A 19,703-nucleotide genomic window follows, 5' to 3' on the forward strand; every position below is an offset into this window, starting at 1 on the left:
CGTTATGTTGTCTCGTGAAATTATTGTAGATTGTAAAAAGTCTTAAGAATTCATTTCGTCTCCAGGCTAAATGTACTCACCTTGTTTCAAGAATTGCTTGGTTTCTATCGCCGCAAGCATTGTTGCTGGAAATTTTCTACACTCCACTACTATAAATTCTGAGGGTAGTTTGATCGGCTATCAACAATCTCAAGCACAAGAGGTGCAGGCATTATCAGTAGAACTTCCCCAACAACAAGTTCCTATTGTGAGGTTTCCTCGTGATGTCTATCCAGTAGTTAAGCTTTCAGAAATTACACTGCCACAAATTCAAGTGCAGGCAAATAAGCACTTAACTATAATTACGATACCAACTCGTCTGTTATTTAAATGCGGTGAGCATCAAATGGCAGCCAAAGCAGAGAAAGCTTTGAATCAAGTTAGCCAAGCGATCGACAATCGGTATTCGGGTAGTTGGTTGCAAATTTTGGGACATACCGATTTTAGAGGTAGTAGCAAAGAGAATTTTCAACTTTCAGAACAGAGAGCTGTAGCCGTACAACAGTGGTTAAGCAAGAAAGGTCTCTTAGATGTATCTATGGTTACTACGCAGGGTTATGGAAAATCCCAACCGATTGTATCAAATACGAAATTTGATTGTTTCACTCGAGACATTGCAAGGCAAAAGAATTCTCGTATTGAAATAGTGATCCAAAGGCTCGACCATCAAGTGTAATTTCCAATAGTTCCTATAGTAAGCATAAAAATTTATTGAAGTATTGGCAAAAAACTTTACATTTTTGCGGAAATGGAGTTTAATTTATCTAACTTAAGACAGATGCTGAAAGTGAAACTTTATATTATGGAAATCATTCTACCGTTTCACCTGTAAAGCACTGAAGATTATTACATCTACCATTATTACAAGTATAAGAGTTTCCAGCATCTACCAGACTTTTTTCTTTGTTAACACTTAGCATTCAGCAGTTAACAGTCAACTATTAGATTGAGGTTTATTTAGATGCTTCTGGCAGATGTCATAATCAATAGCACTTACGACCTTCGCCTTGTCTTACTTTCAATTGTCATAGCAGTTTTTGCTTCATATACTGCTCTAGATCTTGCTAGGCGAGTGAGAACAACTCAAGCACAAGCCAGACTGGTTTGGTTGATTGGTGGTGCTGTTGTTATGGGTACTGGTATCTGGTCGATGCATTTTGTTGCCATGCTAGCTTTTAGGTTGCCCATACCAATGGTCTATGACGTATCTACTGTAATCGTCTCTGTGTTACCTGCGATTGTTGCTTGTGGCGGAGCGCTTTTTCTTACGAGTCGTCAGACTTTAAGCAAGCAGCAATTGCTTGTTGGTGGGGTGTTAATGGGCATTGGTATTGCTGCTATGCACTACATTGGAATGGCAGCAATGGAAATAGATGCAAGCACTCACTACAATCCTGTTTTGTTTGCACTTTCTGTCGCGATCGCAATTGGTGCATCAATAACAGCGCTGTGGATTGTCTCTGAGCTAGGAGGACGAACTAGCAAAGGCAGTCGGTTGCCGAAAGTTTTGAGTGCGCTGATTATGGGAAGTGCGATCGCGGGAATGCACTACACGGGAATGGCTGCTGCTTCTTTTCACTCAACAAAGGCTGTCAATACAGTAGCCACTGAAGAGATGAATATTTCCTTCAACTGGTTGGCGCTCAGCATCGGCATAGCTACACTTGTCATTCTTGGTTTTACTATCTTGACTTCTTACGTAGACCAAAAACTACTCGCTCAACAAGGGATGCTCCTACAACAGCAAGAAGCGGAAACTTTGCGCTCCCAACTCTTCACAAATATAGCTCTCCGCATTCGACAATCCCTGAACGTTGATGACGTGTTAAAAACTTCTGTCTTTGAAGTCCAACAAGCACTGATGATAGATCGAGTGGTTATTTATCGCTTTAATCCAGACTGGACAGGTACGATTGTTGCTGAAGCAACAACATCTGAATGGGTAAAACTTTTAGGGCAGACTGTGAATGACCCATTCCGTAAAGAGTACATAGATATGTACAAAAATGGTCGAGTCCGAGCAATTAATAACATTTACGACGCAGGTTTTACAGATTGTCACCAAGAAATTTTAAAAGGTTTTCAAATTAAGTCAAATATAGTTGCTCCTATTATTACCAATAATGAGTTATTGGGTTTGATGTGCGGTCATCAATGTTCTGAATTCCGGAATTGGCAACAACCTGAAATTGATTTGTTCCAACAATTGGCAACTCAAGTTGGTATTGCTTTAGAACAAGCCTATCTGCTCCACGAACTAGAGCAAGCACAGGAAGTTTTGAGACTGCGCGATCGCGCTATCGCCGATGCAAGCAATGCTATAGTCATTACCGATCCGCGCCAACCTGACAATCCCATGATTTTTTGCAATCCTGCTTTTGAAAGCATGACAGGCTATTCACAGCAGGAAGTTATCGGTCGGAACTGTCGCTTTTTGCAAGGACCGGGAACCGATCCAATGTCGGTCGAGCAAATACGCGAAGCAATAAGATTAGGGCATGAATGTCAGGTGATTGTTCAAAATTACCGTAAAGACGGGACTCCCTTCTGGAATGAAGTGACTATCTCGCCGGTAAAAGATAAGTCCGGACGAATTATAAATTTCATTGGTATACAAACTGACATTACTCAACGCAAGTGGGCGGAAGAAGAACTCAGGTTGAGTAAAGAAATTCTCCAACAGAATTTATTAGAATTCATCAGTCATGTTGAAGAAGTGGTTAAAGGAGATCTGACAGTTCGGGCTGAAATCACAACTGGTGAAATTGGAATTGTCTCTGATTTTTTCAATACCATTATTGAAAGTTTGCGAGACACGGTCACGCGGGTTAAGCAAGCAGCCTTACAGGTCACTTACTTTGTGGGAGAAAATTCCAAAGCAATTCGTAACTTAGCAGATGAAGCACTCGAACAAGCTGAAGAAATTACTCGAACTTTGGATGAAATCGAGCAAATGAACCAATCTATTCAAGCGGTTGCAGATAGTGCCAACCAAGCGACAGAAGTTGCTCGTGTAGCCTCAGATACTGCTGTTGCTGCAGGACAAGCAATGGAACTAACTGTGTGTAGTATTTTAGATTTGCGACAAGCAGTGACAGAAACAGCAGAAAAAGTGAAGCATTTTGGTGAATCATCGCAACAAATTTCCAAAGCAGTCACCTTGATCGAGCAAATCGCCATGCAAACAAACTTACTGTCTATCAATGCCAGTATTGAAGCTTCTCGGACTAATGATGAAAGTCAGGGTTTTGGAGCCGTAGCTCAAGAAATCAGTAAATTGGCAATCCAATCAGCTGAAGCTACCCAAGAGATTGAGGCGATCGCTCAAAACATCAAAGCAGAAACCAATGAAGTTGTGCAAGCAATAGAATTTGGAACAACTCGCGTTGTTGAGAGCGTTCAGCTTGTGAAGGATACCAAACAAAGTTTAGAAAGAATTATGGAAATCTCCTACCAAATTGACCAATTAGTTCAATCAATTTCGCAAGCAACAGTATCTCAAGCGAGAACCTCTCAAGCTGTAGCTATTCTTATGCAAGAAATTGCTCAAGCTTCAGAACGCACGGCTAATTCATCACGTATTGTGTCTTTGTCTTTAGAACAAACTGTAGACGTAACGCAGCAATTGCAAGATTCCGTGAGTGTATTTAAAACAGGAGCATTAGCTGTCACGCAACCTCAGCGTAAATTGCATTTGTAGATGCAAACGTCTTTAGGGTAGTATTGCCGCAGTGCTTCCTAGAGTATGTGAAGATGGCTGAGATTCTGTACGTTAATCCAACAGCAGGCAGTGACAGTGCGGCAGGTAGCCAACAAGCACCGTTAAAAACCATTACCCAAGCTCTTAAGCGAGCGACATCGGGCAGTCAGATTCAGTTGGCAGAGGGTTATTACAATGCTGCTAGCGGTGAAACCTTTCCGATGCATGTTCCTATTGCTGTCACAATTGTTGGCAATGAAAGTCATAAGGGTAGCAATGTACTCGTTGAAGGGAGTGGTGAATATCGCAGCCCTACCCTAGCAAAGCAAAATGTAACTTTCATTTTGTCCTTCAATGGCGCAGAACTTCGAGGAATAACCTTCACAAACCGGGCTAACCGTGGAGTTGCTGTTTGGATTGAATCAATTGCTTCTACTATTTCTAATTGTACTTTTATCAATTGCAGCCGTGACGGTGTTTTTGCCTCTGGCAATGCTCGTGTTACTATTACTGATAGTTTATTTGCAGAAAATGCTACAAATTGTATTTCCATTGTTCGCGACACTCAAGGAGAAATTCGGGGTAATATCTGCTACAGATCGGGTTTTGGTGTGGTGATTGGCGATCGCGCTTCTCCCATTCTGACAGACAATCATATTTACGAAAATCGCTCTGGAATTGTTGTCTCGGGTGATGCTCGTCCGGTATTGCGAAATAATATTAGTGAAAGAAATACTGAAGATGGTTTAACTGTAACTTCTAACGCCTTACCAGATTTAGGCAATAGCAATGATTATGGAAGCAACATCTTGCGCCTTAATGGTAAGTTCGATTTGCAAAATTCCGGTTCTCACAGACTATTAGCTGTCGGCAATCAATTAGACCCAGGTAAAATCAAGGGCTACGTAGAATTAGTTTACAATCAAGCTCCTACACTGACTTCTAAACCAACACCCGTTTTTACTCAGATACCAAAACCCATACCTGCGCCGACTCAAGCACCTCTAGCCCTACCTACGTTGCAACCAACTTCCATACCTATACCTGTTGCCGCACCAATACCTAATTTTACATTCTTTGCAACTCCCCTCAAAGGTTTAATTGATATTAAAAATCATTGGGCGGAGGAGTTTATTGAGAAATTATTCAAGTTAGAAATTATTGTGGGTTTTCGCGATCGCACTTTCAGACCAGATGCAACGATGACGCGATCGCAATATGCAGCAATAGTTGTAAAAGCATTTAATCCACCAACAAAAAGGCAGGCGATAGACTTTAAAGATGTGCCGGGAAATTTTTGGGCTTATAGGGCAATACAGCAGGCGTATGAAGGGGAATTTATCTCAGCTTTTCCCAACAATGCTTTCCGTCCCCATCTCAATATGAACCGATTGCAAATTATCGTCTCTCTTGTTAATGGATTGGAATTCAAGACTGATAATTTTACTGCCAGTAATGTTTATACTGACTGGGAAAAAGTTCCAGAGTCTAAAAAGAGAGAGATAGTTATTGCTACCCAAAGAAGAATAGTTGTCAACTTTCCCAATCCAAAACATCTCAATCCCAACCGAGATGTTACCCGTGCAGAAGTTGCAGTTATGGTTTATCAAGCCTTAGTGGATATCGGTCAAGAAGAGGCTATTGATTCTCCTTACATAATATAGGGGTCAAGGGTTAGGCATATTTTCAATGTAGGGAATAATATGAGTTGGTAAAAGAAAAGGAGAAGTACATCTATCTGTGGGTAGTAGCTAACAAATGAATACCAATGAATTATCAATAGAGTAAGTTCTTATTTACATTCCTGATTCCACTCAGAGTCAATCCTAACAATCCTCTCATAAAAGGTATTTTTTCTAAGTAGAGCAGGGATGACAATCAAATATGCCCACTAGACAGCTAGTTCGCACCTAGCTCCTAGCAGGGCTTCCCCCTAATTGAGTAAGCAACTAGGAGACAATCCGATCGTGTCAAAGCATCCTAATAATTTTCATCTTAATAGCGATAGACGCAACATTTCTACCTTAGAAGGATTACCTATACTTGTGGTAGACGATGATAGTGATAATTTGCTACTAATGACATTCATTCTGGAACAGAGTGGTGCTAAAGTCATGACAGCATCATCAGCTATGGAAGCTTTAGAGATCGTCCAAAAATTTGAATTACGCCTGTTAATTGCAGACATATCTATGCCAAAAGTAGATGGTTATTCCTTAATACGTAAAATTAGAAATTTAAACTCACCTCACAAAGATATTCCAGCTATTGCAGTAACTGCTATTGCTACAGATGAAGGACAGATTTTTGCTTTGATCTCTGGATTTCAAAGTTACTTAATTAAGCCAGTCGATCCTGATGATTTTGTAGCAGAAGCTATCAAAATTATTTAACAAACTGTTCTGCGATCGCAAAGCACTAATTGCACTTTAAGGATTAAGGTAAGTTCGATCGCGTACAAAAAATCTTTTTTGGCACAGTCCTGTCATATCTGAAGATATTTGAAAATTAAAATATTACTCCTTTGCGGATAAAGAATCAATGATTTTTCATCATGGTTTCTGCTACTTTGTTAATCTGGAGTCGTTTGTGTCAGGAGTTTTAATAGGTTTCTAGTATTGCTGTGTTCGTCGTATAAAAAATAAGTTACAACTCAGATAAACCGGGCAAAATTTATAACGCGAACGAGTAGGTTCTGATTTCTAAAAAATAATAGCTTCTAGTGGTAAACTGGCTAGAAGCTAAATTGTATATAGGGATTTTTGCTTGTTAGTATAAATTGTACTGATTTTGAAAAAAGGTTCTTCTATCTAACGGTATGTCGTCTAGAAGTTGCGAAAGCAGTATTTCTTGTCGGTAGAATAGGGGTAAATTCGCGAAATGACGGTGACTGTACGTAAAGAAAATTATATGCCCTCTCGATTGCTACCTTATGGCGTTGCGATTCTGGCAGCGACAGTCGCCCTTCTGCTAACACAACTGCTTCTGCCGCTCCTGAATCCACTCATATTTCCACTATTTTTTGCTGCTGTTGCAGCTAGTGCTTGGTATGGGGGCATGAAACCGGGGCTGCTCGCGCTCGCCGTGTCTGTCGGCGACTGCCTCTACTTCTTGATGGAGCCGCTTTACTCATTCACCATCACAAGTGCCAATCAGTTGGTGCAATTGTTTGCATTCTCGCTGGTGTCATTTTTTATCGCGTTACTCTGCACGCAATTGCGGATGGCCAACCAAAAAACTAAGGCAACCTTGCAGGCATTGCGGGAAGCCAACCTGCGAATTACGCGTACTTTGGAAAGCACGAAAGATGCCTTTGTCGCGATCGATCGCAACTGGCTCATCGTTTATCAAAATGCAGAAGCGGAGCGAATTAACAGCAAACCTCGCACAGAAGTTATTGGTAAGATTTACTGGGAGGAGTGGTATGTATTGGTAGGGACGAATGTAGAGCGCCAATATCGGCGTGCAATGGCAAAACAAATTCCCGTCCACTTTGAGCATCACTTTTACCAACCCCCTACATATAATTTGTGGCTTGAGATTGACGCCTATCCCCATGAAGATGGTCTTGATATTTTCTTCCGTGACATTACTCATCGCAAACAGGCAGAAGAAGCATTACGAGAGAGCGAGAAACACATACAACTTGCTATTAAAGTGGCTCGATTGGGAACTTGGCGCTACGACACCGACACAAATCTTGTGGAACTGGACGAACGGATGCGCGAGATTTGGGGCGAGCCGAAGGATGCAGTCACAATCCCCCTTCCAAGAGTGATGGAACGGATACATCCTGACGATCGAACACGAGTGACAACGGCGATCGCAACAGCCCTCGATCCGGCGCTATCTGGTGAGTATGAAATTGATTACCGCATCCTGTGGGATGATGGCAGCGAGCGGTGGGTCTCAGCTAACGGGCAGGTAGAATTTGAGGAAGATGGGGGTGCGCGACGAGCGGTTGGGTTTATTGGAACGGCACTTGATATTACCGATCGCAAACAAATTGAAGCAACCCTGCGGCAAAGTGAAGAACGCTATCGTTATTTAGCAGAATCAATTCCCCAACTGGTGTGGACTGCTAACAGCGATGGAACACTTACTGATATTAATCAACGTTGGTCAGATTTCACGGGGTTAACCTTAGCCCAAGTTCAAACCTGTGGTTGGGAAGCCATTATACATCCCGATGATGTCCCAACTCTCAGCCAAAATTGGGCAGCAGCGCAACACGCAGGTACAAACTATCGAGCTGAAGGTCGGATGCGACGGGCAGATGGAGCTTATCGCTGGTATTTGCATCAAGCGGTACCTCTGAAAAACCAGCAAGGGCAAGTTATTAAATGGTTTGGCACAGCAACAGATATCGAAACTCAAAAACAACTCGACCAACAGCGCCAGTGGCTGCTAGAGCAAGAGCAAGCCGCCCGTGCGGAAGCTGAAACGGCTAACCGGATCAAAGATGAGTTTTTAGCAGTGTTATCTCACGAGTTGCGCTCGCCCCTCAATCCTATCTTAGGTTGGTCTCAGTTACTGCTAAGCGGTAAGTTAGATGCAACAAAAACCACTCAAGCGTTACAAACAATCGAGCGAAACGCTAAACTCCAAGTACAACTGATTGAAGATTTATTAGATGTTTCTCGCATCTTACGTGGCAAACTGAGCCTTGAAATGGTTCCTGTGAATTTGGTATTGACAATTGCAGCAGCTATTGAAACAGTACGGTTGGCTGCTCAAGCCAAGTCAATTCAAATTGATACAGTCTTGGAGTTAAAGAGCGCACAAGTTTTGGGAGATTCTGCCCGTTTGCAGCAAGTGATTTGGAATTTGCTGAGCAACGCCGTTAAATTCACTTCACCGGGCGGACGGGTAGAAATTCGGTTAGAGCGCATTAACTGGGAAGCTCAAATTACAGTCAGCGACACGGGCAAAGGCATTCATCCTGATTTTCTACCTCATGTGTTCGAGTACTTCCGTCAGGCAGATGCAACGACAACGAGAAAGTTTGGCGGATTGGGGTTAGGGTTGGCAATTGTCCGTCAATTAGTCGAACTGCATGGCGGTACCGTTCGAGCCGAAAGTCCGGGGGAAGGGCTTGGAGCTACTTTTACGGTTACTTTACCGCTTTTAAATGAAGACAAAAGCATCAAACAGGCAGATAATTCCTCTTTGCTCGTACATGAGGCATTACCCCTAAGTGGCAAACAGGTGCTTGTGGTTGATGATGAGGCAGATTCAAGAGAGTTAATTGCCTTTATCTTAGAACAACGCGGTGCAATTGTTACAGAAGTTGCTTCTGCACTTCAAGCACTTCAAGTCATAGCAAAGATTCAACCCAACGTGTTAGTTAGTGATATTGGGATGCCTGATATGGACGGATATATGCTAATGCGGCACATTCGAGCAATGCCAAGCGAGCAAATTAGCCAGATAAAAGCGATCGCTCTGACTGCATACGCAGGAGAGATCGATCGGCAACAAGCACTCACTGTGGGATTTCAATACCATATTGCCAAGCCAGTCGATCCCGAGCAATTAGTTGGCGCGATCGTCAATCTTTTGAAATCTGACAGCGCGGATGGGTAGGTGTTGAAAAATGGGGACCTCAAAAAAGTCCTTCTACCCCTGACTGCGTAAGGCTTTCATCTCAATTTCCCATCAAAACCATCCGCGCTGCTTACAGGGTAAGAGTTTCAAGCAATTCCTCTTGTCATGACTGGTGCCAAACGTGTTATGCTTAAGTCATCCGCGCAGCAGTTCCTTGAAAACTTAATAAGGCAAGCCTTTTAAAAGCCAGCAGTGGTAATTTATACGAATCCCTATCAGGGATTGAAACCAAGAGTACGGCTAGCGCTGGCGGCGGTATGCATGTGGTAATTTATACGAATCCCTATCAGGGATTGAAACGGATTGCTCGACAAGGCGAACTTCCCTGGCGGTGGTGGTAATTTATACGAATCCCTATCAGGGATTGAAACGGGTTAATGATACCGAGGGTAAAGTTACTCGTTGGTGGTAATTTATACGAATCCCTATCAGGGATTGAAACAAAAGCTGCAATCTTTGGGCAGTTTTATTAAGCTCAGGTGGTAATTTATACGAATCCCTATCAGGGATTGAAACTTGATTTCCTTTTAGGCTTCTTAATTTTTAAATCTAAAGTGGTAATTTATACGAATCCCTATCAGGGATTGAAACCTATCTCGGGTTGAGCGATCTGATGGCAAGGTAAGTGGTAATTTATACGAATCCCTATCAGGGATTGAAACCCACGTGGAGCGATGGGGTGAGAAGGTGCAAGTGGTAATTTATACGAATCCCTATCAGGGATTGAAACCAATGATACCAACTCCAAAAGGACCGAGTTTATCCAAGTGGTAATTTATACGAATCCCTATCAGGGATTGAAACAAAATGTTGGTATGTGTTGTGGAAGTAAATATGAAGTGGTAATTTATACGAATCCCTATCAGGGATTGAAACATTTCCTGAGTAAAGTAAAAGTCTAAATTTAAAAGCGTGGTAATTTATACGAATCCCTATCAGGGATTGAAACTTATTTTTACCAGGAAGACCGTAAACAAGGGAAAGTGGTAATTTATACGAATCCCTATCAGGGATTGAAACCTTTGAGTGAGTTTAGTGCGTTTTGGAGGGCACTATAGTGGTAATTTATACGAATCCCTATCAGGGATTGAAACTTCAAAAAGCTGAGGCTGAAGCGAAGTTACTGGGTGGAAGGTGGTAATTTATACGAGAATTATTAGGGATATCTCAAAGTGTGCGATGGCTTTAAATCTAAGGGGCTTTGCTGCGAACATCTTACAAACGAAGTGATACTAAATCCGCGTTTTGCACCCCCTTGATAATCTAGTCCGCGTAGGCGGTGAGTCCAGGGAAAGCAGGCGGGTTTCCCGCGCCCTGGGAACTGGTGAGTCTAGCGCTGCAGGCGGGTTTCCCACGCCCTGGCGACTGGCGAACCCGGAGGGCGAACCCGAAGGGACTTTGTTTGTATAGCCTCGATTTCCAATCGTTAGGTTGGAGAAACGGATTTGGTATGAGTTCATTGACCAAAAAGCGAGACGCAAGCTCACGACATAAAAAACGACTGGGTCTAGTTCCTGCTTTATGCAACACCTAGCTAACATGCAAAGGTTAACCAGCTAATGCACAAACACAGTTACCAGACCCAGTATAAAGTTTTAGGTGTTCAGAGAAAAATCTTAGCGTCTGCCACGGTTAGGCACTAGGCTGAGATAATCGAGGTCAAAAGCAGAAATGCGTTGAGCGTAGTTACCTTTGGTATTGATAGACTCTGCCAAATCGCGGTACTTACGTGGATCGCCTTCTGCGAGTTGCCTTTCTTGGAACTTGCGGCTGTAGAATTTGTCCAAAGTAAAGCGCCAATCGGTAGTAACTGTACCTGCTTTTTCTTGGAAGTCTTCACCGTAGCGAGGAGTTACCAAGTTAAAGGGACGTCCTTCCATACGCTTGCGCTGGTAAGGAACGGTATTTTCACCAAAATTGTCAGTGTACTCTTGACTATCTACAAGCGCATCAATAAAACCTTTAAAGCCCAAGGTAGCGATTTTAATTGACCAAGCAATTTCCTCGTCTTTATTGTAAGACTCGCGACCTAACAAGCGCTTGAGGCAGATGTTTACCAAACGGTAGTTATTATTGACAGAGACTACCAAACGGTAAAAAGCTTCAGATTGAGCTAAACCGCGAATGAAGTCACGTACAGTAATTGAACTATTTTTCAGTTGAGACTCGAGATTTTGCTGGCGATTAAAGCTAAGAATCTCATGCTCGCTGAAAACTTGGCGATATCCTGCCCAAATGATGTTTTGAATGTCAGTGTAACTGCTAACATCTTCTAAACGATAGATATATGGTGTATCTTCGTTTTGATCGGCTTTACCAAAGCTCTTAACGCGTTGATTTTGACTGCTTGGTTTGTATTGAAGTAATGGCAATGCCATGCTCTGTTTTTCCTCGTAAACTAACTATGCTAAACAAAGAACTGGCTTTATAGAAGAGGCTGAATATCCTCATCTTTTATTGTCTCGCATTTGGTTGTGAAATAACCAGAGACCAGTAACTACTAACTACTAACCCTTTAGCGAATTGGGAAACTTGCAGTGGGGCTAATAGAAACAGGAATTCCCTGGGGCGTTGTTTGCCTGGTGGTATCGGGAATTTTGATGTTTGTTGTGTTTACGGGTGTGAATTTAACTGGAGTGACTTTGATAGAACTTGCCATTTCTAGGAAGTTCTTTATATCTCCCCACTTGTAGCGCTCGTCTTCCTGTTTGTCTCGCCAGTAATTACCGTAGCGAGGAGTGACTAAATTAAAGGGTCTGTCTTTAAAACGACGGCGTTGGTAAGGAACTGTATTTTCACCAAAGTTAGTTATGTACTCTTCGCTGTCCAACAAAGCATCAACAAAGCCACCCAACCCTAAAGTAGCAATTTTAATTGACCAAGCAATTTCTTCATCTTTGTTGTAGGGCGCACGTCCTAACAGCCGTTTCAAAGTCACTTCTACAATACGGTAATTAGAATTGGTCTCAACTACCAGACGGCGGTAAGCTTCTGATTTTGCTAACCCTCTAATAAAGTCCCGTACAGTGATAGCGCGGTTCTTCAGCTGAGATTCTAAGTTGCTCTGGCGGTAGAAATTCAAAATTTCGTGTTCGCTGATAATTTGTCGGTAAGCCGCCCAAATCAGTTCTTGAATTTCACCATCAGAAGGAGAATCTTCCAAGCGGTAAATTCTGGGAGTATCTTCGTTAGGCACTTCGTAACCAGCAACTCTCTGGTTTTGCGAACTGGGTTTATATTGCAGTAAAGGGATTGTCATAATGTTAATTGCGAGATTGTTAATTGCTAATTGACTCCATTAGCCATTAGCCATTAGCCATTAGCCATTAGCCATTAGCTAAGTTGTTTTATTTCCAGGAATGTAACTGTAAGGTAAATTCACTTTCGTGGGTTTTACAGTTGGTTGGGCTGCTGTTTGGCTGTATGCTTCAGGCAACTCTACATCAGCAATGTAATTTCTGGCTCTGTCTTGCGATCGCTGGTAGTTTAAGCCACCAGGAGCAATACTTGCAGCCATTGTTAGGAAATTATAAGGAATCGATCCGCGCACGCCTCTTTGTACGGATTGTCCGCTGACTGTTGCTTGGTAGTAACTCGTACCTCCCAAGGTTATTGACAGCTGCTGGTTGCGCCAGTAGTCAGCGTAGCGAGGATTGACTAAGTTGAAGGGTCTGTCTTTGAAGCGACGGCGTTGGTAAGGAACTATATCATCGCCAAAGTTTTGGAGGTATTCGTCGCTGTCTACCAGAGCATCAATGAAGCCATTTAAGCCTTTTGTGGCAATGACAATCGACCATGCAATTTGCTCGTCTTTGCCATAGGTAGAACGCCCTAAAAAGCGCTTAAAGCTGATGTCTACCAGGCGATAATTGGAATTGGTATCTCCCACAAGTGACCGATAAACTTCAGACTTACCCAATCCCCGGATAAAATCTCGGACGTTAATAGCCCGATTTCGCAATTGGGATTCTAAAAAGGGTTGGCGGTAGCTCTCTAAAATGAGGTGTTCGCTAAAAATTTGTCGGTATCCTGCCCAGATGATGGCATCAATATCAGCGTCTGAGATAGCGTCTGTTGAGCGGTAAATGAGTGGAGTGTCTTCGTTAGGGACTTCATAGCCCTCAACACGCTGGTTTTGCGTCTTTGGTATGGATTCAAGTAATGGTATTGACATCTTTACTTTTACCTTTTTTTATGGTAAAGAGGATTGGAAACTAGAGACTCTTAACTTGTTGCTGGGCTACCTGTACGCGAGCACGGATTGCTTTTTCGCCATCGCTGGCTAACATTTCCTCAAATCTAGCCTCAATCGAACTTTGGAGTTCTGGTATTTTGGCAAGTGCTTGCAAACCAACAATGGCAGCATAGCGAATTGACCAGTCAGAGTCTTGCGTTAGGGAAATCAGGGCTTCCATGGCTCTGATTTGTGAAGTTGTGCGATTGCCCTTGGCGCAAGCCGTACCCGGCTTATCGCTTTCGGCCAACTTGTGCCATTGCAAAAAGCCCAACCCCTTGGCAGCTGCACGACGAACAGTGGGTGCAAAGTCTGTAGCAGATGCTGTTAACAACACTTCTAAGGCGCGGGGGTCACCTATCGCAGCTAAAGTGCGAATTGAGTAAGCCCGTGCGCCGTAGTTATAATCATCTATGTTTTCCAGCAACTGTGGCACTGCAACCTCTCCTAATTCTGTCAATCCGGCAACTGCCACCACTGCTGCTCCTGGGTTGTTATATCCAAAGGAGGCAATTAATGTGGGAATTGCTACCGGATCTTTTGCTGCTGCCAATTTTTGCACAGCCGCCACCATTCGCCCTGGGGAGTCTGCTTCGGTAACGGCGCGAATTAATTCTTGGATGTCAGTCATTGATTAAGAGTTAGTTGTTAGTCGTTGGCAGTGAGTAGGAAATTATTGTTTAATAACAATTTCCTACTAACAACTAACCACTAAAAAATTACTACAACAATGAATCCATCAAGTTTAGGATTCGAATAGCATCATCAGTGAGAGACGATGCTTGGGACTCCTCATTGAGTTGACTTTCCAATAAGCCTTTGAGGGCTATTAGTTTGAAGCTATTCTCTACTGTGGCATTAGCAATTGCATCTGCGGCTGCTACATACCCTATTGCTCCTAAATCTCCTAAAGCTACACGGCGCAATTGCAGGTTGCTGTTATCTAGCACTTTTACCAAACGTTCCCCATATTGAGGATCTTTTGAGAGCTGGTACATTGCCCTGTTTGCAGCACACTGTACTCTTGGAACTGGATGCTCGATAAAGGGTTGAATTAAGGGAATAGCCTCAGTAGCACCAATTGCTCCTAAGGCTTCAAGCACCGCTTCATATGGCTGAGTTAGGTGGGGGCGTCCCGGTACCTGGATGGCAGCTGCAACACCCCCTTCTAACAATTGCATAAGCGGAGTGGCGGCGCTAGGGTCGCGGAGCATTTCCAGAGACTGGGCTGCTGCTTCCCTTACGTAAAAATCGGAGCATTCCAAGCACTTAATAAGCGCTGGTACTGCTCTCATGTTGCCTATTTTGCCCAGTGCCCTTGCGGCATTGCGTCGCAGAGGGTAACCTCCAAGTTCTGTTCTATCAGCTTCATCCTCTAACGCTTCAATCAGAGCATCTACAGCTTCTGTTGACCTGACTCGAAACCTACCGAGCCACCAAGCTGCGTAGTAGCGGAGACTTAAATCCGACGATCGCAGGTTGGCTGTTGCTTGCTCTGGTGTTAGTGGTTGAGTGCTTTCTACTAAATACTCTTCTGCACTGGGTTCTATCATTGATAGACTTTAGTTAGCGTCTTCAGCAGTTAAAGGCTCAATTTTTACAATCTTAGCACCCATGCGGGTAATACGCTGCATTTCTTCGTTCATGCGGCTGTAGGGTACTGTAATATACACGCTACCACTGCGGCGGATATCATAGCTGTTTTTGTCGTTCTCTGAGTTTTGACGCAAACCTACGACTTCGTAACGGAACATCCGGCTACCTGCACTAGAAAGACCGCCTGTTCCAACTGTGGTTTGTCCGAACATCTTTATTTCTCCTGTAGTATTGCTTGTTAACCAGTCAGAGGTAGGGAGTAGGGAGTTGTCAAGATATCACTGCTACTCCTCATTCCCCATTCCACCATTAAGCAGGGTTAATGCTGACAATTTTGCCGCCTTGGCGCTGAAGTTGTTGTAACTTCTCAGAAAGTCTTTCGTATGGCACAAATATGGCGGTGCTGCTGCGGCGTACTTTGGGATAGCCCGGACTTAATAGCCCTGCTACTTCTACTCGGTAAACGCGATCGCCTTGTCCTACCGCGTTCCCCAAATTCTTCCGGGGTGCAACATCGTTTGATGCACGATAGCCCCAGTTTTCGTTGCTTCCAGAAGGACCGACGATGGAGGATGCACTGTTTGTTGCCAGTTCGCGAGCGAGACGAGAAGTTTTCCCTTCTACTTGTGCGCGATCGCTGTTGGCGTAACCACGATATAACCGGAACATCCGGTTAAATCCCACTGTTTTTTGTCCTGTTTGAGTTGCAAAACCGCGATAGTATGGTACTATATTGTCGCCAAAATTAGTTTGATACTCTACAGAATCGATATAAGAATCTATTTCGGCATCATACCCTTGGTTTTGATATAAGTCTAAGTGGTAAACCACTTCCGACTCATCGTAGGGAGCGCGACCCAACAGGTGTTTGTAGTTGAGTTCGATTAATCGAGTTTGGAAACTGTTGTAGAAAAACTTCTTCTTGTAAAGTTCTGATTTGGCAACGCTACGCACGAACTCCCGGACTGTTAGATTCCCATCTCGCAGGAGTGATTCGGCGCTCTTGAGACGTTCTGATGCCATCAAATAATCATTACCCAAAACCTGCCGATATACGGCACGAATCACCGCTTCGACATTATCTTTGCTGGCGTTGGGGCGGAGTTCAATTCGAGGTGAATCACTAAAAGCTTCAGTCCCCAGCCTGGATGCTGCTGCTGTAATCGCCATTTTTCTTTCCCCCTATTTCTTTAGCACTTGAGCTACCTACAGAGTGCTTTGATAAGTATTTTTTATCTTTCCCAAAGTAAAACAATGCCCGGAGCGCGATCCAACTGCTAGGTGAACTCATCCAGCACTTGCATCCCTCTCCGGGCAAAACGCGATCTAGCTTAGAGCGTTGATGGCGTAATCAATGTAGGTGTTAGCTTCGTTAGCAGCTTGACCGGAGAGACCGTGGTTGGATTTGATGTATTTCAGAGCTTCTACATACCAGCTTCCAGATAATTCAAAGGAGCGGTTGATTTCATCCAAACCAGCAATCAAGTACTCATCCAATGGACCGGTACCACCAGCAACCAAGGAGTAGGTAACAATCCGGAGGTAGTGACCTACGTCACGAGCACACTTGGACTTACCACGAGAATCAGCAGCGTACTGAGGTCCTTGATACTGGGTTGTGTAAGGGAACTTCTGATAAACTGCTTGAGTTGCACCGTCGATTAGACGCTGAGCGTTGGCTGTCAAAGCACGAGCAGCTTCCAAGCTTGCTGCTGCACGCTCGAAACGACCGTTAACAGCTTGCAATTCGGTGTTGCTCAGAAAACGTCCTTGGGTATCAGCAGCTGCAATTGCTTCGGTAATTGGGGTTTTCATGGTGTACAATCTCCTTGGTGTTACATTTCTTTATGCCTAGATACCTGTTATTAGGTTCTGGGCTTTTCTTGTGCTATTAGGCAACTGCAGAAGCAGCGCGATCGAAGTAGCTAGCTACTTCAGAGATCAATGCACTGCAATCACCAGGGGTGATACCTGCGGGGTCGTTAGCAATCTTGGTTGCAGCATCTTTCATTTTTTGAACGCCAACTGCTACGGAAGAACCAGGGGTACCCAATGCTTGGTAGGTTTCGCGCAAGCCGTTCAAGCAGCGGTCATCTAATACGCTAGCGTCACCTGCTAAAATTGCGTAGGTAACATAGCGCAAAATGATTTCCATGTCGCGCAAACAAGCAGCCATACGACGGTTGGTGTAAGCGTTACCACCAGGAGCAATCAATTGGGGCTGCTCTTCAAACAAAGCGCGAGCAGCGTTGGTAACGATGGTGGAAGCATTGCTGGTGATGCGGTTTACTACATCCAAGCGCTTGTTTCCATCCTTAACCAGGTTGTTCAGAGCATCTAGTTGCTCGGTGCTCAAAAATTCACCTCTGGAGTCGGCTTGAGAAACCACCTTAGCAAATGCGTCTAACATGGACTTTTTCTCCTAATTGCTTAGTTGAGTGCTGTCTTGATTAAAACTGAGATTGTTTTATGAATTTTGGAATGGCAAACAACAGATACCGAACTAAACTGTCTCTCATCGTTTACGTTTCCTACTCTCCAGCCTGCCTGAGCAAGAACGAGAGATTATGAGAAACTGGGGTGATTTTATGAGAAACTGGCAAACCTTGTGAACTGATTGCCTCATTTAACTTTCGTCTGTTCTTTAACCCCTCCAGATTATGTTTATACAACGCTATTGGGGCATTATCTGTTACAAATTATGAATAAATGAGATCGAGCAATAAGAAAAGCCTCAAATCCTTTACATATAAGAAGCTCAGCCTGAGAAAAGAAGATTTTTTAGTAACAAAACTTAATAATCTTTTTTTTCAAACCATGCTTTTAATTTATTAATTTTTTTTTAATTATCGATACAACCGAGTTGAGACAACATATTGCAGTTTTTTACAGTATCCATTTACTCAAACCTGAATGTAAATATTTCTTAACAAAACGTGTCTAAATATTTCTGCGACTTTAGAAAATTCTTCTTCATGAGAGAAGTCAGAGCAAAAGGCACAGACAAAAAGACAGATTCAAAACTTTTCATGTCATAGGGTTGATTTTTGTATCGAATTTTGATAACGAAGTTTACAAATGTCAAAACCACTTCCCAAGGGTTTTGGAAGTGGTACAAAAATACTGATTTGTCTGAGCATTGTCCCCGAAATTTTTGGGATGGGCAGTCAGTCTATGAGTGTTAACCCCCTAGAGCCATAGTGACTCGCGATCGCACAACAGTATCGGTCTCGCGATCGATAGCCATCTGTAAAGCACGGTATGCTTCTGGCGTTGCAATTTCTTGTAAAGAGACTGCGGCTGCATAGCGCAATCCCCAATCATCAGGAGCAAGCAAAGCCCAAGTCAATTTTTCCATAGCGTACTGAACCACAATAGGGTTATCGGTGGTACGACATATCCTTCCCAACCCTCGTGCTGCAATACGACGGACATTGCCCTGGCAATGGTTGGCAACTGAACTACCCACAACTTCCCCTAGCAACTCCGTTGCTCTAGGATCGCCAATTTGAGCCAAAGCTTGAATGATGTATGCTTGTAAACCTTGATCCGTAGAACTACGATAAGCAGAAATCAGTGATTCTACGGTTGCAGGTCCAAGCTTCACTAAAGACTCAACAACTGTCAAGCAGACAGCAGGTTGATTTTGATCCAAGGCTTGGATTAATGCAGAGATATTTGTCATGAGAAGGCACAGAGAAGAAGGTAGCAACTCGAAAAGTTTAAAGCTGAATTAATAAATCATCAATTGCTTTAAACAGTAAGTTAGATATTTCGCGATCGCATATTTCACTACTATCTAAAACCGATTCTAAAATCCGTTTTAAATTCAGCAACTTAAGACTGTTTGGAATTCGAGCTGCCAAAATTGCTTCGATAGCTTGTCGGTGACCAACCGCCCCCAAGTCAAATACAGCAGCCCAACGCAAATACATATTCTCATGATTGAGATTTTGAAGAATACGTTCAATATACTGGGGTTGCTGAGTTAAAAGGTACAAGTAGCGAGCTGCTGCACACTGTACTCGTTCGGAAGGATGGTTGAGAAAAGACTCTATCTGAGGACGAACTGACCAGACTTCTAACGTAGCTAACGCTTCAATAAGAGCTTCGTATGGTTGCTCTTTATTTGATTGCACAAGCTTGACTAAAGGCTCTTCAGCTCTCTTATCTCCAATCGCTCCTAAGGCTTGGATTGCTGCTTCTCGCAAGCGCAGATCTTCCTTACACTCCAGTGCTGCTATTAAAGAAGTAACAGCTTGTGGATTTTTAAGTTGACCTAAAGCCCGTGCTGCTTGACGGCGTAGAGGATAACCACCGTTTGGAACTCGATAACGTTCATCAAATAGAGCTTCACATAAGGCTGTACAACTTCCTTGTATCTGATACTTTCCCAACCACCAAGCCGCATAATAGCGAATTTGATTATCTTCACTCTTTAGGGCTGCGATCGCAGTTTCTTCTGAAAGAATTGGTTCTGTTTGATGAGTAGTAGTCATAATAATTCGTAATTCGTAATTCGTAATT

The 19,703-nt window shown here is 43.3% G+C and carries 16 protein-coding genes and 1 CRISPR repeat array; of the genes, 5 read left to right on the forward strand and 11 right to left on the reverse strand.

Annotated features, from left to right (window positions below; all coding sequences use genetic code 11):
- The first annotated feature begins 70 nt into the window (after positions 1-70).
- The 5 genes from HC643_RS39940 to HC643_RS39960 all read left to right on the forward strand — a co-directional run bounded on the left by HC643_RS39940 (position 71) and on the right by HC643_RS39960 (position 9,325).
- Positions 71-715, forward strand: coding sequence for an OmpA family protein (locus tag HC643_RS39940; RefSeq protein ID WP_050046221.1), 645 nt, complete (start codon positions 71-73; stop codon positions 713-715).
- Positions 716-1,000: 285 nt separating this feature from the next.
- Positions 1,001-3,739, forward strand: a complete 2,739-nt coding sequence (locus HC643_RS39945) for an MHYT domain-containing protein (RefSeq protein ID WP_050046222.1) — start codon at positions 1,001-1,003, stop codon at positions 3,737-3,739.
- A gap of 53 nt (positions 3,740-3,792) precedes the next feature.
- Positions 3,793-5,403 carry a DUF1565 domain-containing protein gene (locus HC643_RS39950; protein WP_038090141.1) on the forward strand — a complete coding sequence of 537 codons (1,611 nt, stop codon included), beginning with the start codon at positions 3,793-3,795 and terminating at the stop codon, positions 5,401-5,403.
- A gap of 273 nt (positions 5,404-5,676) precedes the next feature.
- On the forward strand, positions 5,677-6,132 hold the full coding sequence (locus HC643_RS39955) for a response regulator (RefSeq protein WP_237266109.1): 456 nt from the start codon (positions 5,677-5,679) through the stop codon (positions 6,130-6,132).
- Between the two features lie 487 nt (positions 6,133-6,619).
- Positions 6,620-9,325: a PAS domain-containing protein gene (locus HC643_RS39960; RefSeq protein WP_082051785.1), complete on the forward strand. Its 2,706-nt coding sequence runs from the start codon at positions 6,620-6,622 to the stop codon at positions 9,323-9,325.
- Positions 9,326-9,538: 213 nt separating this feature from the next.
- A CRISPR array of direct repeats spans positions 9,539-10,440; the repeat unit is 37 nt; unit sequence GTGGTAATTTATACGAATCCCTATCAGGGATTGAAAC.
- A 522-nt stretch (positions 10,441-10,962) separates the two neighbouring features.
- Here HC643_RS39960 and HC643_RS39965 read toward each other — a convergent pair.
- From HC643_RS39965 to HC643_RS40015, 11 genes are all read right to left on the reverse strand, one after another.
- Positions 10,963-11,724 carry a phycobilisome rod-core linker polypeptide gene (locus HC643_RS39965; RefSeq protein ID WP_038111260.1) on the reverse strand — a complete coding sequence of 254 codons (762 nt, stop codon included), beginning with the start codon at positions 11,722-11,724 and terminating at the stop codon, positions 10,963-10,965.
- A gap of 137 nt (positions 11,725-11,861) precedes the next feature.
- On the reverse strand, positions 11,862-12,605 hold the full coding sequence (locus tag HC643_RS39970) for a phycobilisome rod-core linker polypeptide (protein WP_038111261.1): 744 nt from the start codon (positions 12,603-12,605) through the stop codon (positions 11,862-11,864).
- Positions 12,606-12,683: 78 nt separating this feature from the next.
- On the reverse strand, positions 12,684-13,520 hold the full coding sequence (locus HC643_RS39975; RefSeq protein ID WP_038111262.1) for a phycobilisome rod-core linker polypeptide: 837 nt from the start codon (positions 13,518-13,520) through the stop codon (positions 12,684-12,686).
- Positions 13,521-13,560: 40 nt separating this feature from the next.
- Positions 13,561-14,211: a HEAT repeat domain-containing protein gene (locus HC643_RS39980; RefSeq protein ID WP_038111263.1), complete on the reverse strand. Its 651-nt coding sequence runs from the start codon at positions 14,209-14,211 to the stop codon at positions 13,561-13,563.
- Between the two features lie 91 nt (positions 14,212-14,302).
- The gene (locus HC643_RS39985) at positions 14,303-15,133 is read right to left on the reverse strand and encodes a HEAT repeat domain-containing protein (RefSeq protein ID WP_038077760.1); all 831 of its coding nucleotides are present in this window, start codon (positions 15,131-15,133) and stop codon (positions 14,303-14,305) included.
- A gap of 9 nt (positions 15,134-15,142) precedes the next feature.
- Positions 15,143-15,388: a phycobilisome linker polypeptide gene (locus tag HC643_RS39990; RefSeq protein ID WP_038077758.1), complete on the reverse strand. Its 246-nt coding sequence runs from the start codon at positions 15,386-15,388 to the stop codon at positions 15,143-15,145.
- A gap of 97 nt (positions 15,389-15,485) precedes the next feature.
- Positions 15,486-16,346, reverse strand: coding sequence for a phycobilisome linker polypeptide (locus tag HC643_RS39995; protein ID WP_038077756.1), 861 nt, complete (start codon positions 16,344-16,346; stop codon positions 15,486-15,488).
- A gap of 156 nt (positions 16,347-16,502) precedes the next feature.
- On the reverse strand, positions 16,503-16,991 hold the full coding sequence (gene cpcA, locus HC643_RS40000) for a phycocyanin subunit alpha (protein WP_038077753.1): 489 nt from the start codon (positions 16,989-16,991) through the stop codon (positions 16,503-16,505).
- Positions 16,992-17,067: 76 nt separating this feature from the next.
- Positions 17,068-17,586, reverse strand: a complete 519-nt coding sequence (locus tag HC643_RS40005; protein ID WP_038077750.1) for a phycocyanin subunit beta — start codon at positions 17,584-17,586, stop codon at positions 17,068-17,070.
- Between the two features lie 771 nt (positions 17,587-18,357).
- Positions 18,358-18,861 carry a HEAT repeat domain-containing protein gene (locus HC643_RS40010; protein WP_038077748.1) on the reverse strand — a complete coding sequence of 168 codons (504 nt, stop codon included), beginning with the start codon at positions 18,859-18,861 and terminating at the stop codon, positions 18,358-18,360.
- A 37-nt stretch (positions 18,862-18,898) separates the two neighbouring features.
- Entirely contained in the window at positions 18,899-19,675 is a 777-nt protein-coding gene (locus tag HC643_RS40015) for a HEAT repeat domain-containing protein (RefSeq protein WP_038077746.1), read from the reverse strand.
- Positions 19,676-19,703 lie beyond the last annotated feature (28 nt).

Source organism: Tolypothrix bouteillei VB521301 (assembly GCF_000760695.4).
In the GTDB taxonomy this organism is placed as follows: domain Bacteria; phylum Cyanobacteriota; class Cyanobacteriia; order Cyanobacteriales; family Nostocaceae; genus Scytonema; species Scytonema bouteillei_A.